The following is a 25,231-nucleotide window of genomic DNA, read 5'->3' on the forward strand; positions in this document are numbered from 1 at the left end:
TGATTGCCGGGTGGCACTTCGTTTACCCGGCCTACGATACTGTAGGCCTGTGCAAGCGCAGCGCCGCCAGGCTTTACAGACTTAGATCTTGCCGACCAGGTCCAGAGATGGAGCCAGCGTCGCTTCGCCTTCTTTCCATTTCGCCGGGCACACTTCGCCTGGGTGAGAAGCCACGTACTGAGCAGCTTTCACTTTACGCAGCAGGTCAGACGCATCACGGCCGATACCTTCAGCGGTAACTTCGATAGCCTGGATAATGCCCTGCGGGTCAACAACGAAGGTGGCGCGGTCAGCCAGGCCTTCATCTTCACGCATGTTGTCGAAGTTACGGGTCAGGGCGCCAGTCGGGTCACCGATCATCGCGTATTTGATTTTTGCGATGGTTTCAGAGCTGCTGTGCCATGCTTTGTGGGTGAAGTGGGTATCGGTAGACACTGAGTAAACGTCTACGCCCAGCTTCTGCAGTTCGTCGTAATGGTCTGCTACGTCACCCAGTTCAGTCGGGCAAACGAAGGTAAAGTCAGCCGGATAGAAGAAGAAGACGCTCCAGCGGCCTTCGGTATCTTTCTCGGTAACTTCGATGAACTCACCGTTTTTGAACGCCTGGTTTTTGAAAGGTTTAATTTTGGTATTAATCAAAGACATCTGTACTTCCTCCGTGTTTTCGTTGAGATGTAAGGTAACCAACTTTATTCATCGGGGCTAATGCATATGCTTTATCAAATCAATCAGCCAAACCTTACAACCTCGACAAGACAACAAGGTGAACCTTTTACAGGAAAGCCTGAAAGTAAAAAGGCCGCCTCAACGGGCGGCCCTGATACCTGAATTCCCCGCAGGTACATTCAGTGCCAGCCGAAACTGGCGTTGCGTTGCGCTCTACAACCTGGAGTATCAAGGCGGTAACAGCGCTTTGATTACACCATCCGTACCGGCGTTGAGCAATCCATAAGAGTGGCAATCCTGCCTATGACTGTGATAGGCAAAATCGAAAATGCTTTCAGAAGGTTATAAATTTAATTTTATTATGAATTTCCCTCTATATATAAATGTCGCTTGTCATTCAAATAAGCCAATCACACTTTAAAGATAAAATTATCTTAATCAACCTTGAAGTTCTATTTCATTAATCTGACGCCGTGATATATTCAGATGGCTTAAAAATAAAATTAAGTCAGTGAACCACAAAGATTGTAAATGGTTAACTTCAATCTATAGTTATCAGTAATGTGATAACTTCAGCAAACCCGGCATCCGCAGGACTAAAAATGGCAAATCTCTATGAGCTTAAAAAATTCGATCTCAATCTGTTAGTCATTTTCGAATGTATTTACCAGCATCTCAGTATCAGTAAGGCCGCTGAGACGCTTTATATCACGCCTTCTGCCGTGAGCCAGTCGCTGCAGCGCCTGCGCAACCAGCTCAATGACCCCCTCTTTATCCGTTCCGGCAAGGGGATTACACCGACCACGGTAGGCATCAACCTGCACCACCATCTTGAACAGAATCTCAACCAGATTGAGCAAACCATCAACCTGATGCATCACTCTGGGGTCAAGAAAAACTTCGTCATTTACTGCTCTCAAATGGTGTCGCCCGGTTATATGCTCGAACCGATGAAGCTGTTAATGTCTGAGGAAGATTACGAGGTAGAACAACGTGATATGCTTATCTCTCCGGAATCAGCGGAGGATCTGCTTGCATACCGTAAAGCGGACCTGATCTTTACGATGGCTCCGGTAAAAAACCACTCTGTAGTCTGTACCCTCTTTACGACGGTGCCGATAACGATGATCTGCCGGGAAGACCATCCGAGGCTTGGCGAGCAGGCCAGTATCGAGGCGTTATACCGCGAGAAGTACACCTTTTATCGAAGTGCTCACCCGGGCGTTAAAGAGTTTCAGAATCGCGCCAATGAGGTTTTCCCGGAAAGAAACATTGCTTTTCGCACGGACTCCATCAGTTCGCTTATCTCCATGGTTAGCTCATCCGATCTCTTAGGCTTCATTCCCGTATCCATCTATGAAACATATAAAGAGGCGTTGAAACTAAAAAGCGTTGAGACCCCGTTTGCACTGCCTGAAATACATATTTATATGCTCTACAGTCGTTCATCGCTGAACAGCAGCGTTTTTTCAACATTCATTGAAAAAATGCATAAACTCTGTATTGCCACATCCTCTGATTAAGAATCATTTCCCGGATGAAAAATAAAAATCATACATTGAAAAAAATGATTTCGTGAAAGTAAGGAAAATTACTTTCATAATAACCTTGAATTTCATTTAGGCATTTACCACGCAGGATGCGATGAATCATGTCGATCTATAAAATCCCACTACGGGAAAATGTTCTTGAAGCCGCTGTAGAACGCATAGACTGGACGCTTAACAATTTTACAAGAGTGTGCGTCTCCTTTTCTGGCGGAAAAGATTCTACCGTGATGCTACATCTTGTCGCCCGACAGGCACGGCGGCTAAAACGAAAAATAGACATCTTATTTTTGGACTGGGAAGCGCAGTTCTCATTAACCATTAAGCATATTGAAACAGTGCGAGCGCTTTATCAGGACGTCATTAATCAGTTCTGGTGGGTCGCGCTACCGATAACCACCCAGAACTCCCTGTCTCAGTTTCAACCTGAATGGCAATGCTGGGCGCCCGACACTCACTGGGTGCGTCAACCGCCAGAAGATGCCATTACCGATCCACACTATTTCGATTTTTATCAGCAGGGTATGACGTTCGAAGCCTTTGTCCGCGATTTTGCGGAATGGTACGCGCAAAAACGCCCTGCAGCAGTCATGGTTGGGATCCGCGCCGATGAATCCTATAACCGCTTTCTGGCCATCGCTTCAGCGCGTAAACAGCGGTTTTCTGATGACAAACCCTGGACGACGGTCGCACCGGGCGGGCACGCCTGGTACATCTACCCGCTTTATGACTGGAAAACGGCCGATATCTGGACCTGGTTTGCAAAAACCGGCTGCTGCTACAACCCGCTTTACGACCTGATGTACCAGGCCGGCGTGCCCCCGCGCTACATGCGTATCTGCGAACCTTTTGGTCCCGAGCAGCGTCAGGGACTCTGGCTCTATCATGTGGTTGAACCCGATCGCTGGGCCGCCATGTGCGAACGCGTCAGCGGCGTGCGCAGCGGGGGAATTTACGCCGGGCACGACAACCATTTTTATGGTCATCGCAAAATACTTAAACCCGATCGCCTTTGCTGGCGGGAATACGCCATGCTTCTGCTCGAGAGCATGCCACAAAATACGGCAGAGCATTACCGCAATAAAATCGCGGTGTATCTTCACTGGTATCAAAAGCGGGGCATGGACGCTATTCCCGACACCCAGGACGGGGATATTGGTGCCAAAGACATACCCTCATGGCGACGTATTTGTAAGGTTTTACTTAATAACGATTACTGGTATCGGGCACTTTCCTTCAGCCCAAATAAACCCAAACATTATCAACGCTACAGCGACAGAATGAAGGCGAAACGCAAGGAGTGGGGCATTTTATGCGACAGCGAATAATCAACGAAATAGATATCTACCTGCAGTCACTTCCCGAAGAGGATCGAATAAACGCCATTAACGCCCTGCGAGTCGCGATACACAAAAACAGCCCGTTTAGCGAGCAACCTATAGACTGCGTGCTCTGGGTGAAACAGGACGATATCACCGCCAACGACTACAACCCCAATAACGTTGCGCCACCGGAAAAACGGCTACTAGGTAAATCCCTTGAACTTGATGGATTCACGCAACCTATCGTTGTGACGCAAAATGCATCTCAGCACTACGAAATTGTCGATGGTTTTCATCGCCATGAGATTGGCACCAGCCGGGCGTCGTTAAAGCGCCAGCTCAAAGGATACTTGCCCGTCACCTGCCTGCGCGAAGATCGGCAGGATAAACATAACCGCATGGCGGCGACGATCCGCCATAACCGCGCACGCGGGCGGCACCAGATCAACGCCATGTCAGAGATTGTTCGTGAACTGGTTCAGCTTGGCTGGAACGACGAGAGGATTGGCAAGGAGCTGGGGATGGATAACGACGAAGTGTTGCGCCTCAAGCAAATCAACGGCCTGCTGGAACTCTTCGCAGACCGTCGTTACTCAGAAGCCTGGACGGTGAAATAATCAGAGCCTGTTCAGGCGCTCTGCCGCTGCCAGCAGCGTCGATTCCTGCTTCGCAAAGCAAAGACGGATCAGCTTATGCGGGAAGGGATCGGCGCAGAACACCGACAGCGGAATGGCGGCCACGCCCACCTCTTTTGTCAGCCACTGGCAAAAGCTCACGTCGTCGAGATCGGAAATCGCGCTGTAGTCCGCGAGCAGGAAGTAAGTCCCTTCTGAGGGCAAAATTTCCAGACGGCTTTTACTCAGCGCGTCCACAAACAGATCCCGGCGTTCACGATAGAAGTGCGGCAGCTCGCGGTAGTGCTCCGGCTCGGCGCGCAACATATCCGCCAGCGCAAGCTGAGCCGGCGTGTTCACGGCAAAGGTCAGGTACTGGTGCACCTTGCGCAGCTCAGCGCTGATGGCCGCCGGTGCGACGCAGTAGCCCACTTTCCAGCCGGTCATGTGGTAAGTCTTACCGAATGACGAGACGGCGATAGCGCGCTCGCGAAGCTGCGGATGGGCCAGCACGCTGGCGTGCCCTTCCTCTGCAAAGCAGATGTGCTCGTAGACTTCATCGCTCAGTACGTAAATCTCACGTTCGGCAATGGCCTGCCATAGCGCGGCGAAATCGGCTTTCTGCCACACCGTCGCCGACGGGTTGTGCGGCGTATTGAGGACCACCAGACGGGTTTTGTCGCTCAGCAGCGCGGCAAACGCCTGCCAGTCAGGGCGGAAATGCGGTGGCTGTAACGCCACGCGTTTCACCACGCCGCCGGAGAGTTCAACCGCAGGCGCATAGCTGTCGTAGCTCGGGTCAAAGCAGATGACTTCATCGCCCGCCCGCACCAGCGCGGTGATGGCCGCATACAGCGCTTCGGTCGCCCCTGCCGTCACCGTAATGTCGGTGTTCGCATCGGGCTTATGGCCATACAACTCCTCCGTTTTATCCGCAATGGCTTCACGCAGCGCCTGCACGCCGGTCATCGGCGCGTACTGGTTCGCCCCCTGCGCCACGTGGTAGGCCAGACGTTCCTGCAGATAGGTCGGGCCGTCGAAATCCGGGAACCCCTGCGAAAGGTTAATGGCGTTGTGCTGCTGTGCCAGCGCGCTCATCTGCGTAAAGATGGTGGTCCCGAGATTGGGAAGTTTACTCTGCGGAATCAATGCGTTATTGCTCATTGTGTCGTGCCTGCTTGTAATACTTATGTTGCTGCCACTATAACACGATGTTAGTCTTTGGCAATCAAGACGCTTAGACGTCTATACCCTAAATAATTCGAGTTGCAGGAAGGCGGCAAGGGAACGAATCCCCGGGAGCGTACTTAAGTACGTGACTGGGGTGAGTGAGTGCAGCCAACGCACCTGTAACTTGAAGTATGACGGGTATAAACCATATGAATATTCATGGCCGCGAGGGTAAAAGGAAATGACAGACAACCTGCAACTCACACATCTGGTCGACGCCTGCCGCTGGATTGGCGCCAAAAGCTGGGCACCCGCCACCGGCGGCAATATGTCGGTGCGTCAGGACGAACGCCTCTGCTGGCTCAGCGAATCCGGCAAAGACAAGGGCAGCCTGACGACGGAGGATTTTCTGCAGGTGGAGATCGCCACCAACCGCGCGCCGTCTGGTCGTAAGCCATCAGCCGAAACGGGGCTACACACCCTTATTTATCGCCTGTTCCCGGAGGCCAACGCTGTCCTGCATGTACATACCGTCAACGCTACGGTGCTGTCGCGTCTGGTGAAAGAAGCCGAGCTCAACATCAGCGGCTTTGAAATGCAAAAATCCCTCACCGGACAGACCACACATCTGGATACGGTGGCTATTCCGGTCTTTGATAACGACCAGGATATTGACGCCCTCGCCTCCCGAATCGCCCATTACGCACAGGAACGCCCGCTTAATTATGGTTTTCTTCTGCGCGGTCATGGCTTAACCTGCTGGGGACGCGATGTGGCCGAGGCCCGCCGTCATCTGGAAGGATTAGAATTCTTATTTGAATGCGAAATGCGTTTACGACAACTGGAGAGAGTATGATTCGCGCGATTGTGACGGATATTGAAGGCACCACCAGCGATATCCGTTTTGTCCATGATGTTTTGTTCCCCTACGCGCGTGAGCGGCTGGCGGCCTTCGTGACCGCGCAGCAGTACGCCGAGCCGGTCAAATCCATTCTGGACAACCTGCGTGATGAAATCGGTCACCCGCACGCCAGCGTCAGCGAGCTTATCGACGCCCTGTTTGCCTTTATGGATGAGGACCGCAAATCCACGGCGCTCAAAGCCCTGCAGGGGATCATCTGGCATGACGGCTACGTGAACGGCGACTTTACCGGCCACCTCTACCCGGACGTCCTGCCTGCGCTGGAAAAGTGGAAAGCGCAAGGGATTGATCTCTATGTTTATTCCTCTGGCTCCGTCGCCGCGCAGAAACTGTTATTTGGCTACAGCGACGAAGGTGATATTACTCATCTGTTCAGCGGCTATTTTGATACCCACATCGGCGCCAAGCGCGAGGTGCAGTCTTATCAGAACATTGCGGCGCAAACGGGCATCGCCCCGTCGCAGATCCTGTTCCTGTCGGATATTCATCAGGAGCTGGACGCGGCTGAACAGGCAGGTTTTCGCACCCTGCAGCTGATTCGCGGCGATGATGACGGCGCAAGCCATCATCATCAGGTCCACCAGTTTGACGAGATTAATCCGGAGCAGATCCCTTCATGAGCGCATTGACCATTTATTCCGATAAAGACGCCAGTCAGCACCAGTGGCACAGCACCGACGCCGCCGAGATCGCCCAGCAGCTCAACGCTAAAGGCGTGCGCTTCGAACGTTGGGCGGCTGACCGCGATTTAGGCCACGATCCCGCGCCCGAAGCCGTGATCCAGGCGTATCAGCATGCGATCGACAAGCTGGTGGCGGAGAAAGGCTATCAGAGCTGGGACGTGATCAGCCTGCGCGCCGACAACCCGCAGAAAGAGGCGCTGCGCGCAAAGTTCCTGAACGAACACACCCACGGTGAAGACGAAGTGCGCTTCTTCGTGGAAGGCGCAGGGCTCTTCTGCCTGCACATTGGCGATGAGGTGTATCAGGTGCTGTGCGAGAAAAACGACCTGATTTCCGTACCCGCGGGCACGCCGCACTGGTTCGATATGGGTTCAGAGCCGAACTTTACGGCGATTCGTATCTTCGACAATCCGGAAGGCTGGGTGGCCCAGTTTACGGGTGATGCGATCGCGGATGCGTATCCAAGGCTGGCATAGGTAAAAGCAAAACGGCAGCTATAGCTGCCGTTTTTAGTGTTTGCTCCCTCTCCCTGTGGGAGAGGGTCGGGGTGAGGGCATCAGGCCGCTCGAGCTTCAACGCTCCAGTCCCTTCACGTACCCCACCAGCTGATCCAGCACGATCCCCCACCCTTCGTGGAAGCCCATCTGCTCGTGCTGTTCGCGGATTTCCTTCGTCGGATGACGCGCAATCGCCGTGTAGCGGGTTTTGCCCTCACCTACGTCTTCCAGCAGCAGGATCGCCGTCATAAACGGTTTCTCGGCAGGCTTCCAGCCTTCGGTATAACCGTCGGTAAAGACCAGCTTTTTACCGGGATCGATTTCAAGAAATACGCCCCGGTTGTCCATCCGCTGCCCGTCCACCTCGAACACGGTGTTGAACCGCCCACCCACCCGCAGGTCGAGGTCGCATTCGGTCACCTTATGGGGAGCAGGAATGAAGAAGTTTTTGATATGTTCCGGCGTGGTCCAGCAGAGCCACAGCAGGTCGCGCGGTGCATCCACCACGCGCTCCAGTTTTAAGTCTGTTTCAGGATCGAGCGTCACGATATTGTCCTCTCAGGGGAACCCCTTAAAGGATAGCCGGACTCAGGCGAATTTCCCGTTTGCTACTGCTTCCGGCGTAACCACGCCCGTGTCCAGCACCCAGCCGCTAATCAGCGAGGCAGGCGTAACGTCAAACGCCGGATTATAGACCTGCGCGTTTTCCGGCGCCCACTGCACCGCGCCAAAGCTTCCGGCGACGCCCGATACCTCGCTGGCGGCGCGCTGTTCAATGGGGATCGCATCCCCGTTCGGGCAGTCCGGATCGAGGGTCGTTTGCGGCGCGGCAACGTAGAACGGAATGCCGTGGAACTTCGCCAGCACCGCCAGGGAATAGGTGCCGATCTTGTTCGCCACATCGCCGTTGGCGGCAATACGATCTGCGCCTACCCACACGGCGTCTACCTGCCCTTTCGCCATCAGGCTGGCGGCCATGGAATCGGTGATGAGCTTGTACGGCACGCCCAGCTCGCCAAGCTCCCACGCGGTCAGCCTGCCGCCCTGCAGCAGCGGACGGGTTTCATCGACCCAGACGCTGCTGACGTTACCGTCCTGATGCGCGCGGGCAATGACGCCCAATGCGGTGCCGACGCCCGCCGTTGCCAGCCCGCCGGTGTTGCAGTGGGTCAGCAGGCGACTGCCGGGCTTCACCAGCGCGCTGCCGGCTTTTGCAATCGCGTCGCAAAGCCGTTTGTCTTCGTCAATCAGGCGCAGCGCTTCAGCCACGAGCGCCGGAACGAAATCTTCCTGCCACAGCGCAACCTTCATGCGGTCGAGATTGTTCATCAGGTTCACCGCCGTCGGGCGGGAGGCGCGCAGGGTTTCCAGCGCCGCCGCCAGCGCGTCGCGGCTTTTGCCGTTTTCCGCCAGCAGCGCCAGCAGCAGGCTTGCAGAGAGACCAATCAGCGGCGCGCCGCGCACCCGCAGGGCATGAATGTGCCCAACCAGCGCCTCTACGGTCGAGGCGTCCAGCCAGCGTTTCTCCTGCGGAAGCGCCTGCTGGTCGAGAATAAAGAGCTGATTATTCGCCACCCGCAGGCTGGTCGTCTGTAATGTCTGCATGTCGTTAATTCCCTGTTGCGTTGATGTAGCACATTGTGTCAGGATGAAATCCAGATGTATAGACGTCTATATGTCTTTATTAGCAAACCCGTGAGGAACAGGCCATGTCGCAATACCGTACCTTTACCGCTCAGGACGCCGTGGAATATGCTAGGCAGTTTGGCGGCCTTGATGACCCATCATCGCTGGTGGAGGCGCAGGAGGTAGGCGACGGCAACCTCAATCTGGTCTTTAAAATTTTCGACGGCGCGGGCGTGAGCCGCATCATCGTCAAGCAGGCGCTGCCCTACGTGCGCTGCGTCGGGGAGTCCTGGCCGCTGACGCTGGACCGCGCCCGTCTTGAAGCGCAAACGCTGGTCGAGCACTACCGGCACAGCCCGCAGCACACCGTGAAAATCCACCACTTCGACCCGGAGCTGGCGGTAATGGTGATGGAAGATCTCTCCAGCCATCGCATCTGGCGCGGCGAGCTGATCAACAACATTTACTACCCGCAGGCGGCGCAGCAGCTGGGCGAATACCTCGCGCACGCGCTGTTTCACACCAGCGATTTCTACCTGCACCCGCACGAGAAAAAAGCGCAGGTGGCGAAATTCATCAACCCGGAGATGTGCGAGATCACCGAAGATCTGTTCTTCAACGATCCGTACCAGATCCACGAACGCAACAGCTACCCGGCCGAGCTGGAAAACGACGTAGCGGCCCTGCGCGACGACGCCCAGCTGAAGATTGCCGTGGCCTCCCTGAAGCATCGCTTCTTCTCGCACGCCGAAGCGCTCCTGCACGGCGATATTCACAGCGGGTCGATCTTCGTGGCGGACGGCAGCCTGAAGGCCATCGACGCCGAGTTCGGCTATTTCGGCCCGATTGGCTTTGACCTGGGCACCGCCATCGGCAACCTGCTGCTTAATTTCTGCGGCCTGCCGGGGCATCTGGGCATTCGCGATGCCGCTGCCGCACGCGAGCAGCGCCTGACCGATATTCAGGAACTCTGGAACACCTTCGCGGAGCGCTTCCAGGCGCTGGCAAACGAGAAAACGCGCGATACGGCGCTGAGTGCACCGGGCTACGCCTCCGCGTTTCTGAAAAAGGTCTGGCATGACGCCATCGGCTTCTGCGGCACCGAGCTCATTCGTCGCAGCGTCGGGCTTTCTCACGTCGCGGATATCGACACCATTCAGGACGAGGCGATGCGCCACGAATGCCTGCGCCACGCGATAACGCTCGGTAAAGCGCTGATCGTCATTGCCGAGCGCATCGACAACGCGGAAGAGCTGGTGGCACGAGTGCGGCAGTACAGCTGAGTGCATTTGGTTTTCTCCCTCTCCCATTGGGAGAGGGCCGGGGGGAGGGCATCAAACCGCACTTACCCCAAATACTCAATCACCGATAACCCGCCGTTATAATCCGTGCTGTAAATAATCCCCTGCGCATCCACAAACACGTCGCACGACTGGATCACCTGCGGGCGATTCGGCCGCGTGTCCATCATCTTCTCCGGCGCGCCGGGCACCAGCGCCCCCGTTTCCACCGGTCGATACGGATTGGAAATATCGTACGCCCGCACGCCCGCGTTCTGGTACGTGGCAAAAATCAGCGTTGAGCTGACAAAGCTCCCCGGCCGGTTCTCGTGGAGGTTGTGCGGGCCGAAATGCGCCCCTTTCGCCACGTAGTCGGTTTCATCCGGCTGCGGGAAGGTCGAGATGCTCACCGGGTTCGACGGCTCGCGGATATCAAACAGCCAGATCAGCTTTTCGCCGTCTTCCTGATTGTCGAGCACCGCTTCGTCCAGCACCACCAGCAGGTCGCGGTCCGGCAGCGGCAGCGCGGTGTGCGTTCCGCCGCCAAACGGCGGGCTCCAGTTGCGATGGCTAATCAGCTTCGGCTGCGCGCGGTCCTTCACGTCCAGCAGCGTCAGGCCGCCGTCGCGCCAGCTGCCGTAGGCGGTATCACCCGCGATAATCGCGTGGTGCAGCGCGTAGCGTTTTCCTTCCGGCCAGTCCGGCTTCTCCCCTTCGGCCTGGTTCATCCCCGGCAGCCACCAGCGCCCCGCCACTTCAGGCTTACGCGGGTCCGCCAGATCGATGGTCAGGAAGATGTAGTCGGTAAAGCCGTCGATCAGCGCCGACACGTAGGCCCAGCGTCCGCCGACGTACCAGATGCGGTGAATGCCGATGCCGCTCAGCGGCAGAAAGCCGATTTCGCGCGGCCTGTCCGGCGTGGAGATATCAAACACCCGCAGTCCGGCGCTCCAGCCTTTGTCCTGCACGTCGCTGACGGTCTCCCCCACCTGGCGGGTGTAGTAGACCTTCTCATCGGCAAAACGCGCATCGGCAAACAGATCCCGGGCGTTGATCACCAGCAGCAGGTCGTCATGCGCCTGCAGGTGCACGTTCCAGGTGCCGGGCGGCGCGGGCACGTAGCCCGCCGCTTTCGGGTTCTTTGGGTCGCGCACGTCGACAATCGAAAACCCCTGCGACACCATATGGCCGATATAGGCAAAACCGCGGTGCACCATCAGCTGCACGCCGTCCGGGCGACCGCCCTGGTCGCTGTGGCCAATCAGCCGCATATTGCGGCTGTATTCGGGTTGAGGTAATGCAGACATGTATAAGTCCTTACGCCGGATGGCGGCTGCGCCTTATCCGGCCTACAACACCGTAGGCCCGGTAAGCGCAGCGCCACCGGGCATTATTTTGACCTGGCTTCCAGCGTCGCAAACCACGGCGCGATAAAATCTTCCGTCTGGCCCCAGCCCGGAATAATTTTCCCCAGAGACGCCACGTTCACCGCGCCCGGCTGGGCGGTCAGCAGCGCCTGCGGAATGGCCGCCGCTTTGAAATCGTAGGTTGCAGGCGTCGCTTCCCCGGCTATCTTGTTCGCTACCAGGCGCACGTTCGTCGCGCCAATCAGCTTCGGATCCACCGCCACGCTCACCTTCCACGCGCTGCCCGGCTCGCGCATCAGCTGCAGATCCTGGTTGGAGATGTCGATGCTGTAGAGCTTGATCTCGGTGCGGCCGTTCTCTTTCAGCGCCTTATACGCGCCCTGGCTGAAGGCGTCCCAGGTGCCCCAGATGGCGTCGATTTTGCCTTTCGGATATTTCGCCAGGATCGCGCCCACCTTGTTGGCGGTATCACCCTGCACGTCAGACGAGACCGCGCCGATAGACTCCAGCTCTTTGATGTCCGGATACTGCTTTTGCAGCTCTTTATAGGCCGCCTGACGACGCTCCATTGGCGGGAAGCCCGCCACCCACAGCTTGACGATATTGGCCTTGCCGTTGAAATCTTTCGCCAGCTGGCCGAAGGAGAGATTTGTCAGAGAGGCATCGTCCTGCTGGGTGACGGTCACGCCCGGGATCTCGCCGTTCACCGCGGTATCAAATACCGCGACTTTAATCCCGGCATCCACCGCCTTCTTCACCAGCGCGGTGGAGTACGGATCGCGCCCCTGAGAAAGAATAATCCCGTCATATTTCTGGCTGATCGCCTGGTTAACGAAGTCCTGGAATTTGGCGTCGTCCCCGTTGCTTAAAAAGGTGCTGACCTTGAAGCCGAGCTTTTTCCCTTCCTGAATCGCCCCGGCAATAAACTGCGTGGTGTTGTCGTCTGAGCCGAGGTTACGGATCACCGCGATGCGGATCGGCCCGTCATGGTTGGCAATGGCGGCCGGAAGCGGTGCGGGCGTAGCCGCGAAGCCAGGCAGAGCCGTGAGCAACCCAAGTGCCACTAAAGAGAGTGCAATCTTTTTCATTTTTTATCCCGTTGTGTTGTCAGCGTTTTTGTATGTAGGTAATCGCCAGTGCCACCGCGAGCACCAGCCCTTTTATAATGTCCATGGCGTAATACGGCACCGAGAGCATCACCAGCCCGTTCGACAGCACGCCCAGAATCACCGCCCCGACCAGGGTTCCCAGCGCATTCGGTTTGCCTGAGCCTGCCAGCGAGAAGCCAATCCACGCCGCCGCCACCGCATCCATCAGGTATCCGCCCCCCGCATTCACCTGCGACGAACCGATACGCGAAGCCAGCAAAATTCCGCCCAGTCCCGCCAGCAGCGAGGCGATCACGTAGGCCGCCACCTTGTAGCGCGTGGTGCGAATACCGGAGAGACGCGCCGCTTCGGGGTTGCCGCCGATGGCGTACATCCGGCGCCCGTGAGTGGTCAACGAGAGGCCAAGCTGCGCCAGCACGGTCACCACCAGCATGACGATCACGATGGTCGGCACCTGCCCCAGCAGGCTGAATGCCGCCGGAATAGTCCCTTCCGCCATGTCGCCGCTCGGCAGCACCATGTTCTCGGTAATCGACCCGCCGTAGCTGTAGGTCATCGCCACGCCCTGAATGACAAACAGGCTGGCAAGCGTCGCAAGCATGTCCGGAATACGCAGGATGACGATCAGAAAAGCGTTAAACAGCCCCACCAGCGTGCAGAGCGCGAGGGTGATCAGAATCGACTCGGTGGTACCAAAGCCGTGCCAGACGAAAAGGGAAATCACCAGCGCGTTCGCCAGCGACGCGGTAGATCCGACAGAGAGATCGAACCCGCCGATGGTCAATGAAATCGACACGCCAATGGCAATCACCGTCACGATGGCAATCGAGCGCAGAATGTTGATGATGTTGTTCGGATCGAGGAAGCTGTCCGACGCCAGGCCAAAGACGGCCACCAGCGCGACGACGGTCAACAGCATGCCCCACCTGTAGAGAAAATCGAAAATCTGCTGACGGCCAGACGCCGCCGCGTTCACTGAAAGGGCCTTGCTCACGACGCCGTTCCTCCGGTTGAATAATAAAGTAGTGTTTCTTCGCGGGCCTCGGCCCCGGCGATTTCCGCCACGATGCGCCCGTCCCACAGCACGCAGATGCGGTCGCACAGCCCGACCAGTTCGGCAAACTCGCCCGAGGCGTAAATCACCCCTTTGCCCTCGCGCGCCAGGCCGTCAATCAGCTGGAACAGATCGGTTTTGGCCTTCACGTCCACGCCTTTGGTCGGCTCGTCGAATATCAGCACGCTGGCGTCATTGCGCAGCCATTTACCGATGGCGACCTTCTGCTGGTTGCCGCCGGATAAGCGGCGCAGCACCTGCCCCGGCCCACGGGCGCGCACGCCGACGCGGGCGATGACCTCTTCCGCCCAGCGCCACGCCTGACGATGGCCAAACAGGCTCCAGCGCGAGAAGCTGTTATCGGCGCACACGGCAAGGTTCATGCTCACCGGCTCGTCGATAAAAATGCCCTCTTTGCGGCGCTCCTCCGGCACCAGCGCCAGACCGCGCAGCACGGAGTCGGCCGGGTCGCGCGGCTGCCAGGCTTGATGATTCAGCTCGCCGCGCGCCACGCGGCTTTTGGTGGCGCCAAACAGCGCCTTGCAGAGTTCGGTTTTCCCCGCCCCCGCCAGCCCCGCAATCCCGAGGATTTCGCCTTTGCGCAGGTGCAGGGAGATATCTTTCAGCAGCGCGTCGTCGTGAAGCCCCTCAACGCGCAGCAGCGTTTCGTCGCCGTGCGGCGGCCGCGCGGGAGGATAGATGTCGCTCAGCACGTGGCCGAGCATCTTCTCGACGATCGCTTCGCCGCTCAGATCGGCCATCGGGCCGGACTCGATCAGCTTGCCGTCGCGCAGCACCGTTAAGGTGTCGCAGATGGCCTTCAGCTCGTGAATGCGGTGGGAGATAAACACCACGCCGATGCCCTGCTGCTTTAAACGTCTCACTACCGCAAACAGGCGCTCGCTCTCATGCGCATCCAGCGGCGCGGTGGGCTCATCAAGAATCAAAAAACGGCAGTGGTGGGACAGCGCCCGCGCCAGCAAAATCTGCTGCTTTTCGGCCAGCGAACAGCCGTCGATGGAGCGGCGAACGTCCAGCGTTACGTCCAGCTGCGCCAGCGCCTGTCTCGCCTGCTGGCGGATCGCGCGCCAGTTGAAGCGATGCCCCGGCTGCGCCAGCTGGTCGAGCATGATGTTTTCGGCAATGCTCAACCCCGGGATCAGCGCCACGTCCACCTCCTGCTGCACGAGGTGGATCCCCAGCCGTTTGGCGTCAAGCGGTTCACGGATTCTCACCGGCTGGTTGTTAATGCTGATCTCGCCCTCATAGTGGTCGTGCGTGCCGCACAGCACCGCCATCAGCGTCGATTTCCCCGCGCCGTTGGCGCCGGTCAGCGCGTGTACGGATCCGCCGGTTAGGGTAAAGTCCACGCGCGACAGCGCCTGAAAGCCGGAAAAGGCCAGGCTGATACCGCGCATCTCAAGGCGACTGGAAACCATCCGCGTAAATCCTTCATTACTCTTCTGATTTATCGAATTTTTCACAGCTCCGGTTGACTGACAACGACGGAAAAGGCATAAGATAAAGCGAAATATTATTAGCCATCCGGATGTCCAGACATAACATCGGGTTAGCGCTTGCTAAAAAAGGACAACACCATGAGCAACACCGATATCCGCGTCGTGCCTGGCCCGGCGAACTACTTCTCTCATCCCGGAAGCCTTGCGCAGCTGGATAACTTCTTTACCCCGGAACAGCTTTCCCGCGCGGTGTGGATCTACGGCGAGCGGGCAATCGAGGGCGCACGCCCTTATCTGCCGCAGAGTTTTAACGCGACGGGGGCAAAACATCTGCTGTTTAAGGGCCATTGCAGCGAGAGTGACGTCACCCATCTGGTGAACGAGTCTGGTAGTGAAACCAGCGTGGTGATTGGCGTGGGCGGCGGTGCGGTAATGGATACCGTCAAGGCCGTGGCGCGTCGTCTGGGCGTGCCGTTCGTAGGCATTCCCACTATCGCCGCCACCTGCGCGGCGTGGACCCCGCTCTCCGTCTGGTACAACGATGCCGGTCAGGCGCTACAGTTTGAGATTTTTGACGACGCCAACTTTCTGGTGCTGGTGGAGCCGCAGATCATCCTTAACGCCCCGGCGGAATATCTGCTGGCGGGCATCGGCGATACGCTGGCGAAGTGGTACGAAGCGGTAGTGCTCGCCCCGCAGCCTGAAAACCTGCCGCTGACCGTGCGGCTGGGCATCAACGGTGCGCTGGCGATCCGTGACGTGCTGCTGGCACGCAGCGAAGAAGCGCTTGCGGATCAGCAGCGCGGCGAACAGACGCAGGCGTTCCGGGACGTGGTGGATGCGATTATTGCCGGAGGCGGAATGGTCGGCGGTCTGGGTGAGCGCTATACCCGCGTGGCGGCGGCGCACGCGGTGCACAACGGCTTAACCGTGCTGCCGCAGACGGAAAAATACCTGCACGGCACCAAGGTGGCCTACGGCATTCTGGTGCAGAGCGCGCTGCTCGGCCAGGACGACGTGCTGGCGCAGCTGGTGGCGGCGTACCAGCGCTTCAATCTGCCGACCACGCTTCGCGAGCTGGAGGTCGATATTCACAACCGCGACGAGCTGGATAAGGTCATTGCCCACACCCTGCGCCCGGTGGAGTCGATTCACTATCTGCCGGTTGCATTAACGCCTGACGTTCTGCGCGCTGCGTTTGAGAAAGTGGAATCCTTCAGCCGTTAATCTCGCCGACAGGCTATACCTAATGATGATTCTTACCACTCTCGTAACGAGGTCATCATGCAGATCGATTTAACAGGTAAAAAGGCGCTGGTTACCGGTGCCAGCCGCGGGTTGGGTCGGGCAATTGCACTCTCGCTGGCGCGCGCCGGTGCGGATGTGATTATTACGTATGAAAAATCTGCCGATAAAGCCCAGGCGGTCGCCGATGAGATTAAGGTGCTGGGGCGACACAGCGAAGCCGTACAGGCGGACAGCGCCAGCGCACAGGCGATTCAGGATGCCGTCACCCATGCGGCGCGCTCCCTTGGCGGGCTGGACATTCTGGTCAACAACGCCGGGATCGCGCGCGGCGGCCCGCTGGAGTCCATGACGCTGGCGGATATTGACGCCCTTATCAACGTCAACATCCGCGGCGTGGTGATCGCCATTCAGGAAGCGCTGGTGCACATGTCCGACGGCGGGCGCATTATCAACATCGGCAGCTGTCTGGCAAACCGCGTGGCGCAGCCGGGCATTGCCGTTTACTCGATGACCAAATCGGCCCTCAACTCCCTCACCCGCGGGCTGGCGCGCGATCTGGGGCCGCGCGGTATTACCGTTAACCTGGTCCACCCCGGCCCCACCAACAGCGATATGAACCCGGAAGACGGGGCACAGGCTGACTCTCAGCGTCAGCTTATTGCGTTGGGTCATTACGGCCAGCCGGAAGACGTCGCGGCGGCGGTCACGTTTCTTGCCAGCTCGGCTGCCGGGCAGATCTCCGGTACCGGCCTGGACGTGGACGGCGGTTTGAACGCCTGATCGCATTTTTCCTGCAAGCCTCTGTCGCCCGACAGAGGCCTTCCCGAGCGCTCTCGACGGTTCGCATTTTGCCGCTTTCTCCCGTTTTTTCGCCGCTCTACAGTACCCCCATTAGAAATTCGGAATTTATCTAATAGTCTTATTATTTCCTTATATTTTGTGTGGGCGTACAGTGGAGGTACGGATGAAGATTGTCTGGTCCAATGGTGCAAAGAAGGCGTTTTCAAAGATTCACGAGCGGTATCAGCGTCGCATTGAGGTGAAGCTCTCCGAGCTGGATGACCGCTCGGCTCCCAGGCCCGATATCAAAAAAATATCGGCGACAGAAGATCATTTCCGGCTACGCGTTGGCGATTACCGCATCATTTATACGCTTCGGGACGATCCCGATGACCATTGTTATGTTTTGGCCGTCAAGCGCAGAACTTCAACGACTTACCTGCATGAGGAGAGTGCCAACTATGGCTGTACAGCTAATCAAGGACGATAACGGGAAAACGCAGTACGTCGTTATTCCCTATCACGAATATTTTCGTATGCTCTTACAGATGGCAGAAATTGACGACGAAACCGACGACGATCTGGAGGATATTGAGGTCGAACACGATAGTCTGGATGACGTGGAATTGCCGGGAGAAGTGTGCAGCATCATGACCTGGCAGAACGTCAGCCTGCAGGCCGCGTGGCGCATCCTACGCGGCATGTCCCAGCAGGAGGTGGCGGAGAAACTCGGCATCAGCCAGTCCGCCGTGTCACAGCTGGAAGCGCTGGACTCTCGCCCACAAAAGCGCACCCGTGAAAAACTGGCAGCCATTTACGGCTGCAAGCAGGAGCAAATCAGCCTCTATTTACCGAAAGAGGGTTAACAGCACTTCGCCCCGCCCTTGCCGCCGTAGCGGGCGTCCTGGCGGTCGCGGAAAAATTCTTCGTAGGTCATGGGCGTCTGGTCCGGATGGTTGACGCGCATATGCTCGACGTAGTTGTCGTAGTCGGGCACGCCAATCATCATTTTGGCGGCCTGGCCCAGGTACTTACCTGCTTTGGAGAGGGTGTCGAACATAATTTTGGTCTCACAGGAAATATAGGCCGGGTAAGCGCTAGCGCCACCCGGCTCACAGGTTAATGCGCCCCTTTGGCCTGGGTGACAATCTCTTCCAGGTTTTCAGGCATCGGCTCGTACGGCGTCTCTTTCGCCGTCGGCTTGTCGACTTTCAACGCCGCCAGCGCGGTTTTCAGAGAATACAACGCCAGCACCACGACCACCACCATAAAGAAGATAGTCAGCCCGGCGTCCAGACGGTTGTTAAACACCAGCTGAGACAGCTGCGACTCGGTGTACTGCGCCGGGATCTTACCGCTGTCGATCATCGCCTGGAACTTGTTGGCAATCGCCAGGAAGCCCACCTTGTTGTCCGGACTGAAGGCTTTCTGCCAGCCCGCCGTCAGGGTACAAATCAGCAGCCATGCGGTTGGCACTAACGCCACCCACGCATAACGCTGGCGCTTCATCTTGAACAGCACCACCGCGCAGAGCATCAGCGCCATGCCTGCCAGCATCTGGTTGGCGATACCAAACAGCGGCCACAGGGTGTTAATCCCGCCCAGCGGATCGACCACGCCCTGGTGCAGGAAGTAGCCCCACGCCAGCACGCACAGCGCCGTCGCCAGCAGGTTAGCCGGGAGCGAATCGGTACGCTTCAGGTTCGGGGAGATCACCCCCAGCAGGTCCTGCAGCATAAAGCGCGCCGCACGGGTTCCCGCATCCACCGCCGTCAGGATAAACAGCGCCTCGAACAGGATGGCGAAGTGATACCAGAACGACACGTCCATCAGCCCGCCCAGCGCGCCGTGAAGAATATACGCCATGCCGACCGCCAGCGTCGGCGCTCCGCCCGCACGGGAGATAATCGACTGCTCGCCCACTTCACTGGCGATGCTCGTCAACGTATCAGGGGTAATCGCAAAGCCCCAGCCGCTCACCACCTGTGCGGCGGACGCCACCACGTCAACGGTGCCGGCCGGTGCCAGCACCGCCATCGGGCTGTTCATCGCGAAGTACACGCCCGGGTCGATAATACAGGCCGAGACCAGCGCCATGATAGCGACAAAAGATTCCATCAGCATGCCGCCGTAGCCAATCAGGCAGGCCTGATTTTCATTCGCCAGCATTTTCGGCGTGGTGCCGGAGGCAATCAGCGCGTGGAAGCCGGACACCGCGCCGCAGGCGATGGTGATAAACAGGAACGGGAACAGGTTACCGGTCCAGACCGGGCCGGTGCCGTCAATAAATTTGGTTAACGCAGGCATGGTCAGGGTCGGGCGCATAATCAGAATGCCGATCGCCAGCCCGACGATGGTGCCGATTTTCAGGAAGGTGGAGAGGTAGTCACGCGGGGCCAGCAGCAGCCACACCGGCAGTACCGCCGCCACAAAGCCGTAGCCCACCAGCATCCAGGTGAGCTGAACGCCGGTAAAGTCGAAGAACGGCGCCCAGGTTGGGCTTTCCGCCACCCAGCCGCCGGAGATAATGGCGAACACCAGGAACACCAGGCCAATCACCGACACTTCACCAATGCGCCCCGGGCGCAGATAGCGAATGTAGATCCCCATAAACAACGCCAGCGGAATGGTGAAGGCAACGGTGTACGTCCCCCACGGGCTGTGGGTCAGCGCTTTCACCACGATCATCGCCAGCACCGCGAGGATGATCACCATGATCATAAAGGTCGCCACCAGCGCAATCCCCCCGGCAGTTGCCCCCATCTCCTCTTTCACCAGCTCACCCAGCGAACGGCCGTCGCGGCGTGTGGAGACGAACAGCACCATAAAGTCCTGCACCGCGCCCGCCAGCACCACACCTGCGAGGATCCAGATCATCCCCGGCAGGTAGCCCATTTGCGCCGCCAGCACCGGCCCCACCAGCGGGCCCGCTCCTGCAATCGCCGCGAAGTGGTGACCGAACAGCACTTTTTTATCGGTCGGCACGTAGTCCAGCCCGTCGTTATGGCGGACGGCAGGCGTCATGCGCGTCGCATCAACCCCTAATACGTTCTTCGCGATATAGCGGCCATAAAAACGGTACGCGATCAGATAAATGCAGACGGAGGCGACGACGATCCAGAGCGCATTGATCTGTTCCCCCCGGTTGAGGGCGATATAGCCCAGGGCAAAGGCTCCCACAACGGAGAGCCCTGCCCATGTAAGGTATTTCCCTGAGTTGTTCATAGTGGTTATCCGTTGTTGTGAAACAGTGAGATGTTACATTTTGTTTCTAGAACAACCGGAAAAATTTAACAACTTTGAAACGCAATAATGCGTGGTCAAACCAGAGATTTACACCACATTGTTAAGCCGATCACTTTCGCGACGTCCTTGGTCACACTTTTGCCTTTTTCAGCCAGACGCGGCCTTACGGGATGATTTGTATCATTTTTTTTGCTCATAACCTCGACAGAATGATCCTGCGCAATCGCGCGCTTACAAGGAAAAGGATATGAACAGTTCTGTACCTCAGGATCATAAGGTCAGGCCGGGCGCGTACTTCGCCCTGGCGTTTGCAGCCGTTTTCTTCTCCGGCCTGTTAGGCGGAAAAGAGTGGTACGGCGTCTTTGATTTCACCACCCTCAACGGTGCGTTTGGCAAAGTGGTCAGTAAAGCCAGTCTGGATGACGGTACGTTAACCACAGCCAGCAGCGCCTTTCGCGGCACCGGCGGCAGCGGCGCGATGGACGGGTTTCTCTTCGCGCTCGGTTTAATTCCCGCGGTGATGTTCGCGCTGGGGATGATCAACGTGCTGGAACACTATGGCGCCCTGCGTGCCGCGCGCAAACTCTTAACCCCGCTGCTGCGCCCGCTGCTGGGCATTCCCGGCACCACCGGGCTGGCGCTGATTGGCAGCCTGCAAAGCACCGACGTGGGCGCGTCGCTTACCCGTAATCTGTCAGACGAAGGGCAAATCAGCGAAAAAGAGAAAGACGTTTTCGCCATGTTCCAGTTCTCCGCCGGGGCGATGATCACCAACTTTTTCTCTTCCGGGGCGATCCTCTTCACGCTGGTCGCCGTTGACGGCACGGCGGCGGTTCCCACGTCCATCGGAGCCTGTATCGCCGTCATGTTCATCATGAAGATCGTGGGCGCAAATCTGCTGCGATTGATCCTGTCCTTCACCCGTAAAGGAGACGCCGCATGAGTGCCCCACAGTCTAACCCCGTGATTACCGATGTCTTCGTCGAAGGCGCGCGCAAAGGCTGGAGCATTGCCACCAGCAGCACCCTGCCCAACGTGGTGATGGCATTTATCATCATCAAAGCGCTGGAAATTACCGGTGCCCTGAAAGGGCTAGGCATGATCTTCGCCCCACTGATGGGCCTGTTCGGCCTGCCGGGTGAAGCCGCCGCCGTGCTGATTGGCGGCTGGATGTCGATGGGCGGCGGGATCGGCGTCGCCATCGGCCTGTTTGATAAAGGCATTATCTCCGGCGAGCACCTGGCGATCCTGGCGCCCGCCATCTACCTGATGGGCTCGCAGGTGCAGTATCTGGGCCGCATTCTGGGCGTGATCGGCACCCGCGCCAAACGTATCCCGCTGATGATCGCCATCTCGGTCGTCAACGCGTTTTTAGCCATGCTGCTGATGCGCATTATTCTCTGAACAGGACGTGAACATGAATCTTGACCACTATATTGAAGAGCTGAAATCCCTGGTGAACGTGGACTGCGGCACCCAGACTATTGCGGGCGTTGCCGCCGTGGCAGGCATCATGCAGCAGCTCTGGCAGCGCGAAGGCTGGCATACCGAGCAGGTTAATCTGGGCGATAAGGTGGGCCCCGGCGTATTCGTCAGCAACAAACCGCAGGCGGAACGCTTTGACGTGCTGCTGGTCGGGCACCTGGATACCGTGTTTGCCCCCGGCACCGTCGCCGAGCGCCCGATGAGCGAGGACGATACTCGCCTGTACGGTCCCGGCGTCTCGGATATGAAGAGCGGACTTCTGAATATTTTGTGGGCGATGCGCGAGCTCGACGCCGCGGACAACGATCGTCTCGCGATTGCCGTGGCGATGAACCCGGACGAAGAGACCGGCTCGGTGCATTCGCACGCATGGATCGGCGAGCTGGCAAAGCGTTCCCGCTGCGTGCTGGTCTGCGAAGCCGCCCGCGCCGACGGTTCGCTGGTAAAAGCGCGTAAAGGGATGGCGGGCTATCACCTCACCTTCAGCGGCGTGGCGGCGCACGCGGGTAACGACCCCGAGAAAGGCCGCTCGGCAATTACCGCCCTGGCGAACAGCATCATCGCGATTAATGCGCTAACCGACTGGGATCGCGGCACCACGCTCAACGTCGGGGTGATTCACGGCGGCAGCGCGGCGAACGTGGTCGCGGACAGCGCCGTAGCCGAACTCGACGTGCGCTTCTGGGAAAACGACGAGTACGATCGGGTGAATCAGGCGCTGGAGGCGTTATGTGAAAAAGGCTTTTTAGACGGCGTGACCACGACGCTTGCGCGGGTGAATCACAAACCGGCGATGGCAGCAAGCGTTGCGACTCAGACCCTGATGCAGCAGGTTGAAGCGGCAGGAAAAGCGGAGGGTATCGACATTACCTGGCAGGCGGTCGGCGGCGGTAGCGACGCCAACCACACCGCCGCGCTCGGCATCCCGACGCTCGACGGATTCGGGCCGATTGGCGCCGGATTCCACAGCCCTGCGGAATGGCTGGATAAAGCGTCGATTGTCCCGCGAATTCGTCTGTTGAAGCAGGTGGTATCGATGCTGTAAACATTGCCCGGTGGCGCTTCGCTTACCGGGCCTACGTGTGAGGTGTAGGCCGGGTAAGGCGAAGCCGCCACCCGGCAATTCTGCATCGTTCAACCCAACACCATCGTACTCAACCGGCAGGTACAGCACCGCCGCCCCTGCTCGTCGAAGACCACGATCTCCCAGCTCTGGCTGGAGCGCCCCAGATGCAGCGGCTGGCACACCCCGCGCACCCTGCCGTGCGACACCGCGCGATGGTGCGTGGCGTTAAGTTCCGTGCCCACCACGCTCTGCCCGTCGCGGGTCATCAGAAAACCGGCCATTGAGCCGAGCGTTTCCGCCAGCGCCGCGGATGCCCCGCCGTGCAGCAGGCCAAACGGCTGATGGGTGCGCGCATCCACCGGCATCTCCGCTTCCAGCGTGTCGTTGCCGATACGGGTATAGACGATGCCGAGATGCCCCACCATCGTGTTCTGGCTGGTGGCGTTCAGCTCCTCGAGCGGTACATGACGTTTCCAGATCATTTACGCCCCCAGCGTGGAGCCGCCGTCCACCACGATATCCTGCAGGGTGATATGGCTGGCGGCATCGGATGCCAGGAACAGCACCGTGCTGGCAATCTCCTGCGAACGGGCGATTTTGCCCAGCGGAATGCCGAGCTTAAACTGCTCGCCAAAGCCGCGAATGCGCTGCTGCTCCGCGTCGTCGCTTTTCCACAGGGTGCGCTGCATATCGGTGTCCGTTGAGCCTGGCGACACCAGGTTACAGCGCACGCCGCTGCTCGCCAGCTCCAGCCCGACGGTCAGGGCCAGGCTTTTCAGCGCCGCTTTCGAGGCACCGTAGGCGCTCATGCCGATGCGCGGCGTGTGCGCCGCGTCGGACGCCACGGTGACTATCGCCCCGCCCTGCTGACGGCGAAACTGGCCCATCGTCTGCTGGAACAGGTTGAACGCGCCGCCGACGTTGACCGCGAAGGTCTGCTGCCAGTCCTCCTGCGAGAGCTGGTCCGTCGCCCCCATGCGCAGAATGCCCGCCGCGTTGACCAGCACGTCCAGCCGCTCAAGGGTATTAAGCAAACGGCCACACGCATCGCTGACCTGAGCAAAATCCGCCACGTCGAGGGTTTCGGTGGCGAACGGATAATCACCCAGCGGAAACGCCAGGTCGAACCCGGTCACCTGCGCGCCCGCGTCAACAAACGCCAGCGCCGTCGCGTAGCCAATGCCTTTCCCCGCCCCCGTCACCCAGACGGTTTTACCGGTGAAATCAAATCCCATCACTTCACCTCGCGGGAGAGCAGCGCCCACCAGGCGTCGATTGTGGGATTTTTGGCCAGCATCACGAAGTCGATATCGCCGTGCACTTTGCGCCAGCGGGCGGCCAGCGCCATCATGCGCACCGAATCCAGACCGTAGTCGATCAGGTTTTCGTCATCCATCGGCTCGTCGGACTCGTCCAGCAGCGGCAGGATTAGCTCGCGCAGCGCGGCTTTGGTCGCCGGAACGGACGGCAGCAGCTCGTCGGTCATCACCACGCGGCCAGAGCGCCCGGCCACGTAGTTCAGCGACATCAGGTGCTCATCGCGGGTGAAATCCGCCAGCGCGTCGGCGATAAAGAACGGCTTGATGTCGCGCATAAAGGCATCGGTGGCGGTGGTCATGCAGCCGATATGGGCGTAGACGCCGGTAATCAGCAGCTGGTTGCGGCCCGTCTCCTTCAGCATCTGCTCCAGCGGCGAGCGGTGGAACGCGCTGTAGCGCCACTTCACCAGCACGGTGTCGGCTTCGTCCGGCGTCAGTTGAGCGACGATACGCTGCTGCTCCGGCGAGCGGGTCAGGCCCGGCCCCCACATGTCGTTCAACAGGGCGCGGTCTTCGTCGCTCTGCTCTTTCGGCTGGGCGGTGTAGTAGACCGGAATATTATGCGCTTTACAGTAATCGCGCAGTCTGGCGATATTCGCCACCACCTGCTGCATCATCGCGCTGTTTTCGCCCCAGAAGTTCAGGAAGTATTCCTGCATATCGTGGATCAGCAGCGCTGCGCGTTCAGGTTCAAACGCCCAGTTCACTTTACTGGTCGGCAGCTCTGCGGCGGTCGGCAGCGCGTAAGCGGTTAATTTTGGAATGGCCAT

At 58.4% G+C, this 25,231-nt stretch carries 27 protein-coding genes; 14 read left to right on the forward strand and 13 right to left on the reverse strand.

The annotated features are described in order from the left end of the window. Positions 1-81: 81 nt before the first annotated feature. Positions 82-645 carry an alkyl hydroperoxide reductase subunit C gene (ahpC, locus tag N037_RS14525; protein WP_008501015.1) on the reverse strand — a complete coding sequence of 188 codons (564 nt, stop codon included), beginning with the start codon at positions 643-645 and terminating at the stop codon, positions 82-84. Between the two features lie 623 nt (positions 646-1,268). Between ahpC and citR the strand changes: the two genes are divergently transcribed. The 3 genes from citR (at position 1,269) to N037_RS14540 (ending at position 4,152) form a co-directional block, all read left to right on the forward strand. Continuing rightward, positions 1,269-2,189, forward strand: a complete 921-nt coding sequence (gene citR, locus N037_RS14530) for a DNA-binding transcriptional repressor CitR (protein WP_023334877.1) — start codon at positions 1,269-1,271, stop codon at positions 2,187-2,189. A 128-nt stretch (positions 2,190-2,317) separates the two neighbouring features. Beyond that, positions 2,318-3,541: a phosphoadenosine phosphosulfate reductase gene (locus N037_RS14535; protein WP_032641739.1), complete on the forward strand. Its 1,224-nt coding sequence runs from the start codon at positions 2,318-2,320 to the stop codon at positions 3,539-3,541. Then, positions 3,526-4,152 (forward strand): IbrB-like domain-containing protein, encoded by a 627-nt coding sequence (locus N037_RS14540; RefSeq protein WP_023334875.1) that lies wholly within the window; start codon positions 3,526-3,528, stop codon positions 4,150-4,152. Before N037_RS14535 ends, N037_RS14540 begins: the two co-directional genes overlap by 16 nt. Here the strand turns inward: N037_RS14540 and N037_RS14545 are convergent, their stop codons facing one another. Beyond that, entirely contained in the window at positions 4,153-5,313 is a 1,161-nt protein-coding gene (locus N037_RS14545) for a pyridoxal phosphate-dependent aminotransferase (protein WP_032641741.1), read from the reverse strand. 247 nt (positions 5,314-5,560) lie between these two features. On the opposite strand from N037_RS14545, the gene N037_RS14550 reads away from it, so the two are divergent. The 3 genes from N037_RS14550 to N037_RS14560 are packed head-to-tail and all read left to right on the forward strand — an operon-like array spanning position 5,561 to position 7,400. Further along, positions 5,561-6,175, forward strand: a complete 615-nt coding sequence (locus N037_RS14550; protein WP_032641744.1) for a methylthioribulose 1-phosphate dehydratase — start codon at positions 5,561-5,563, stop codon at positions 6,173-6,175. Next, the gene (gene mtnC, locus N037_RS14555) at positions 6,172-6,861 is read left to right on the forward strand and encodes an acireductone synthase (RefSeq protein ID WP_023334872.1); all 690 of its coding nucleotides are present in this window, start codon (positions 6,172-6,174) and stop codon (positions 6,859-6,861) included. Before N037_RS14550 ends, mtnC begins: the two co-directional genes overlap by 4 nt. Then, a complete protein-coding gene (locus N037_RS14560; RefSeq protein ID WP_032641746.1) occupies positions 6,858-7,400 on the forward strand; it encodes a 1,2-dihydroxy-3-keto-5-methylthiopentene dioxygenase in 543 nt (180 codons plus the stop codon). The genes mtnC and N037_RS14560 overlap by 4 nt, the downstream gene beginning before the upstream one ends. 96 nt (positions 7,401-7,496) lie before the next feature. Here N037_RS14560 and N037_RS14565 read toward each other — a convergent pair whose 3' ends face one another. After that, positions 7,497-7,967 (reverse strand): SRPBCC family protein, encoded by a 471-nt coding sequence (locus N037_RS14565; RefSeq protein ID WP_032641748.1) that lies wholly within the window; start codon positions 7,965-7,967, stop codon positions 7,497-7,499. A gap of 42 nt (positions 7,968-8,009) precedes the next feature. Next, complete coding sequence (mtnA, locus tag N037_RS14570) at positions 8,010-9,026, reverse strand: S-methyl-5-thioribose-1-phosphate isomerase (protein ID WP_032641750.1); 1,017 nt, start codon at positions 9,024-9,026, stop codon at positions 8,010-8,012. Positions 9,027-9,130: 104 nt separating this feature from the next. Here mtnA and mtnK point away from each other — a divergent pair, with 104 nt between their 5' ends. Next, positions 9,131-10,330, forward strand: coding sequence for an S-methyl-5-thioribose kinase (gene mtnK, locus N037_RS14575; protein ID WP_032641752.1), 1,200 nt, complete (start codon positions 9,131-9,133; stop codon positions 10,328-10,330). A gap of 62 nt (positions 10,331-10,392) precedes the next feature. Here the strand turns inward: mtnK and N037_RS14580 are convergent, their stop codons facing one another. From N037_RS14580 to N037_RS14595, 4 genes are all read right to left on the reverse strand, one after another. Beyond that, entirely contained in the window at positions 10,393-11,634 is a 1,242-nt protein-coding gene (locus N037_RS14580; RefSeq protein WP_032641754.1) for an LVIVD repeat-containing protein, read from the reverse strand. Positions 11,635-11,717: 83 nt separating this feature from the next. Next, a complete protein-coding gene (locus N037_RS14585; RefSeq protein ID WP_032641757.1) occupies positions 11,718-12,782 on the reverse strand; it encodes a sugar ABC transporter substrate-binding protein in 1,065 nt (354 codons plus the stop codon). Positions 12,783-12,801: 19 nt separating this feature from the next. Further along, complete coding sequence (locus tag N037_RS14590; protein ID WP_023334863.1) at positions 12,802-13,797, reverse strand: ABC transporter permease; 996 nt, start codon at positions 13,795-13,797, stop codon at positions 12,802-12,804. After that, positions 13,794-15,296 (reverse strand): sugar ABC transporter ATP-binding protein, encoded by a 1,503-nt coding sequence (locus N037_RS14595; protein WP_032641760.1) that lies wholly within the window; start codon positions 15,294-15,296, stop codon positions 13,794-13,796. The genes N037_RS14590 and N037_RS14595 overlap by 4 nt, the downstream gene beginning before the upstream one ends. 159 nt (positions 15,297-15,455) lie before the next feature. Here N037_RS14595 and N037_RS14600 point away from each other — a divergent pair, with 159 nt between their 5' ends. The 4 genes from N037_RS14600 (at position 15,456) to N037_RS14615 (ending at position 18,211) form a co-directional block, all read left to right on the forward strand. After that, complete coding sequence (locus N037_RS14600; protein ID WP_032641762.1) at positions 15,456-16,544, forward strand: oxidoreductase; 1,089 nt, start codon at positions 15,456-15,458, stop codon at positions 16,542-16,544. Positions 16,545-16,601: 57 nt separating this feature from the next. Next, positions 16,602-17,345, forward strand: coding sequence for an SDR family NAD(P)-dependent oxidoreductase (locus tag N037_RS14605; protein ID WP_032641764.1), 744 nt, complete (start codon positions 16,602-16,604; stop codon positions 17,343-17,345). Positions 17,346-17,529: 184 nt separating this feature from the next. Further along, complete coding sequence (locus N037_RS14610; RefSeq protein WP_032641766.1) at positions 17,530-17,835, forward strand: type II toxin-antitoxin system RelE family toxin; 306 nt, start codon at positions 17,530-17,532, stop codon at positions 17,833-17,835. Further along, positions 17,807-18,211 carry a helix-turn-helix domain-containing protein gene (locus N037_RS14615; protein WP_010428455.1) on the forward strand — a complete coding sequence of 135 codons (405 nt, stop codon included), beginning with the start codon at positions 17,807-17,809 and terminating at the stop codon, positions 18,209-18,211. Before N037_RS14610 ends, N037_RS14615 begins: the two co-directional genes overlap by 29 nt. Here the strand turns inward: N037_RS14615 and N037_RS14620 are convergent. Continuing rightward, positions 18,208-18,405, reverse strand: a complete 198-nt coding sequence (locus N037_RS14620) for a YbdD/YjiX family protein (protein ID WP_006809671.1) — start codon at positions 18,403-18,405, stop codon at positions 18,208-18,210. The two genes, N037_RS14615 and N037_RS14620, sit on opposite strands and share 4 nt — an antisense overlap. 59 nt (positions 18,406-18,464) lie before the next feature. Continuing rightward, positions 18,465-20,570, reverse strand: a complete 2,106-nt coding sequence (cstA, locus tag N037_RS14625; RefSeq protein ID WP_032641767.1) for a pyruvate/proton symporter CstA — start codon at positions 20,568-20,570, stop codon at positions 18,465-18,467. 268 nt (positions 20,571-20,838) lie between these two features. On the opposite strand from cstA, the gene N037_RS14630 reads away from it, so the two are divergent. Genes N037_RS14630 through N037_RS14640 form a run of 3 tightly spaced genes read left to right on the forward strand, consistent with a single transcriptional unit; the run spans position 20,839 to position 23,121 of the window. Continuing rightward, on the forward strand, positions 20,839-21,534 hold the full coding sequence (locus N037_RS14630; protein ID WP_032641769.1) for a nucleoside recognition domain-containing protein: 696 nt from the start codon (positions 20,839-20,841) through the stop codon (positions 21,532-21,534). Then, positions 21,531-21,995, forward strand: a complete 465-nt coding sequence (locus N037_RS14635; RefSeq protein WP_023334858.1) for a YjiG family protein — start codon at positions 21,531-21,533, stop codon at positions 21,993-21,995. Before N037_RS14630 ends, N037_RS14635 begins: the two co-directional genes overlap by 4 nt. 13 nt (positions 21,996-22,008) lie before the next feature. Continuing rightward, positions 22,009-23,121, forward strand: a complete 1,113-nt coding sequence (locus tag N037_RS14640) for a M20 family metallopeptidase (RefSeq protein ID WP_032641771.1) — start codon at positions 22,009-22,011, stop codon at positions 23,119-23,121. An 89-nt stretch (positions 23,122-23,210) separates the two neighbouring features. Here the strand turns inward: N037_RS14640 and entH are convergent, their stop codons facing one another. The 3 genes from entH to N037_RS14655 are packed head-to-tail and all read right to left on the reverse strand — an operon-like array spanning position 23,211 to position 25,231. Next, positions 23,211-23,624 carry a proofreading thioesterase EntH gene (gene entH / locus N037_RS14645; protein ID WP_023334856.1) on the reverse strand — a complete coding sequence of 138 codons (414 nt, stop codon included), beginning with the start codon at positions 23,622-23,624 and terminating at the stop codon, positions 23,211-23,213. Next, positions 23,625-24,377 carry a 2,3-dihydro-2,3-dihydroxybenzoate dehydrogenase EntA gene (gene entA, locus N037_RS14650; RefSeq protein WP_072163977.1) on the reverse strand — a complete coding sequence of 251 codons (753 nt, stop codon included), beginning with the start codon at positions 24,375-24,377 and terminating at the stop codon, positions 23,625-23,627. It lies immediately after the preceding gene. Further along, positions 24,377-25,231, reverse strand: a complete 855-nt coding sequence (locus N037_RS14655; protein WP_032641774.1) for an isochorismatase — start codon at positions 25,229-25,231, stop codon at positions 24,377-24,379. Before N037_RS14655 ends, entA begins: the two co-directional genes overlap by 1 nt.

Origin of the sequence: Enterobacter sp. EGD-HP1 (assembly GCF_000733275.2) — a bacterium.
Classification (GTDB): domain Bacteria; phylum Pseudomonadota; class Gammaproteobacteria; order Enterobacterales; family Enterobacteriaceae; genus Enterobacter.

What these genes read in the sequence shown, in the direction of transcription:
- N037_RS14610 (WP_032641766.1), top strand. Translation starts at nt 17,530, where the DNA reads ATGAAGATTGTCTGGTCCAATGGTGCAAAGAAGGCGTTTTCAAAGATT.
- N037_RS14615 (WP_010428455.1), top strand. Translation starts at nt 17,807, where the DNA reads ATGGCTGTACAGCTAATCAAGGACGATAACGGGAAAACGCAGTACGTC.
- N037_RS14635 (WP_023334858.1), top strand. Translation starts at nt 21,531, where the DNA reads ATGAGTGCCCCACAGTCTAACCCCGTGATTACCGATGTCTTCGTCGAA.
- N037_RS14550 (WP_032641744.1), top strand. Translation starts at nt 5,561, where the DNA reads ATGACAGACAACCTGCAACTCACACATCTGGTCGACGCCTGCCGCTGG.
- mtnA (WP_032641750.1), bottom strand. Translation starts at nt 9,026, where the DNA reads ATGCAGACATTACAGACGACCAGCCTGCGGGTGGCGAATAATCAGCTC.
- mtnC (WP_023334872.1), top strand. Translation starts at nt 6,172, where the DNA reads ATGATTCGCGCGATTGTGACGGATATTGAAGGCACCACCAGCGATATC.
- N037_RS14535 (WP_032641739.1), top strand. Translation starts at nt 2,318, where the DNA reads ATGTCGATCTATAAAATCCCACTACGGGAAAATGTTCTTGAAGCCGCT.
- N037_RS14605 (WP_032641764.1), top strand. Translation starts at nt 16,602, where the DNA reads ATGCAGATCGATTTAACAGGTAAAAAGGCGCTGGTTACCGGTGCCAGC.
- ahpC (WP_008501015.1), bottom strand. Translation starts at nt 645, where the DNA reads ATGTCTTTGATTAATACCAAAATTAAACCTTTCAAAAACCAGGCGTTC.
- citR (WP_023334877.1), top strand. Translation starts at nt 1,269, where the DNA reads ATGGCAAATCTCTATGAGCTTAAAAAATTCGATCTCAATCTGTTAGTC.
- N037_RS14540 (WP_023334875.1), top strand. Translation starts at nt 3,526, where the DNA reads ATGCGACAGCGAATAATCAACGAAATAGATATCTACCTGCAGTCACTT.
- N037_RS14585 (WP_032641757.1), bottom strand. Translation starts at nt 12,782, where the DNA reads ATGAAAAAGATTGCACTCTCTTTAGTGGCACTTGGGTTGCTCACGGCT.
- N037_RS14600 (WP_032641762.1), top strand. Translation starts at nt 15,456, where the DNA reads ATGAGCAACACCGATATCCGCGTCGTGCCTGGCCCGGCGAACTACTTC.
- N037_RS14580 (WP_032641754.1), bottom strand. Translation starts at nt 11,634, where the DNA reads ATGTCTGCATTACCTCAACCCGAATACAGCCGCAATATGCGGCTGATT.
- N037_RS14630 (WP_032641769.1), top strand. Translation starts at nt 20,839, where the DNA reads ATGAACAGTTCTGTACCTCAGGATCATAAGGTCAGGCCGGGCGCGTAC.
- entH (WP_023334856.1), bottom strand. Translation starts at nt 23,624, where the DNA reads ATGATCTGGAAACGTCATGTACCGCTCGAGGAGCTGAACGCCACCAGC.
- mtnK (WP_032641752.1), top strand. Translation starts at nt 9,131, where the DNA reads ATGTCGCAATACCGTACCTTTACCGCTCAGGACGCCGTGGAATATGCT.
- N037_RS14560 (WP_032641746.1), top strand. Translation starts at nt 6,858, where the DNA reads ATGAGCGCATTGACCATTTATTCCGATAAAGACGCCAGTCAGCACCAG.
- cstA (WP_032641767.1), bottom strand. Translation starts at nt 20,570, where the DNA reads ATGAACAACTCAGGGAAATACCTTACATGGGCAGGGCTCTCCGTTGTG.
- N037_RS14655 (WP_032641774.1), bottom strand. Translation starts at nt 25,231, where the DNA reads ATGGCCATTCCAAAATTAACCGCTTACGCGCTGCCGACCGCCGCAGAG.
- N037_RS14595 (WP_032641760.1), bottom strand. Translation starts at nt 15,296, where the DNA reads ATGGTTTCCAGTCGCCTTGAGATGCGCGGTATCAGCCTGGCCTTTTCC.
- N037_RS14545 (WP_032641741.1), bottom strand. Translation starts at nt 5,313, where the DNA reads ATGAGCAATAACGCATTGATTCCGCAGAGTAAACTTCCCAATCTCGGG.
- N037_RS14620 (WP_006809671.1), bottom strand. Translation starts at nt 18,405, where the DNA reads ATGTTCGACACCCTCTCCAAAGCAGGTAAGTACCTGGGCCAGGCCGCC.
- entA (WP_072163977.1), bottom strand. Translation starts at nt 24,377, where the DNA reads ATGGGATTTGATTTCACCGGTAAAACCGTCTGGGTGACGGGGGCGGGG.
- N037_RS14640 (WP_032641771.1), top strand. Translation starts at nt 22,009, where the DNA reads ATGAATCTTGACCACTATATTGAAGAGCTGAAATCCCTGGTGAACGTG.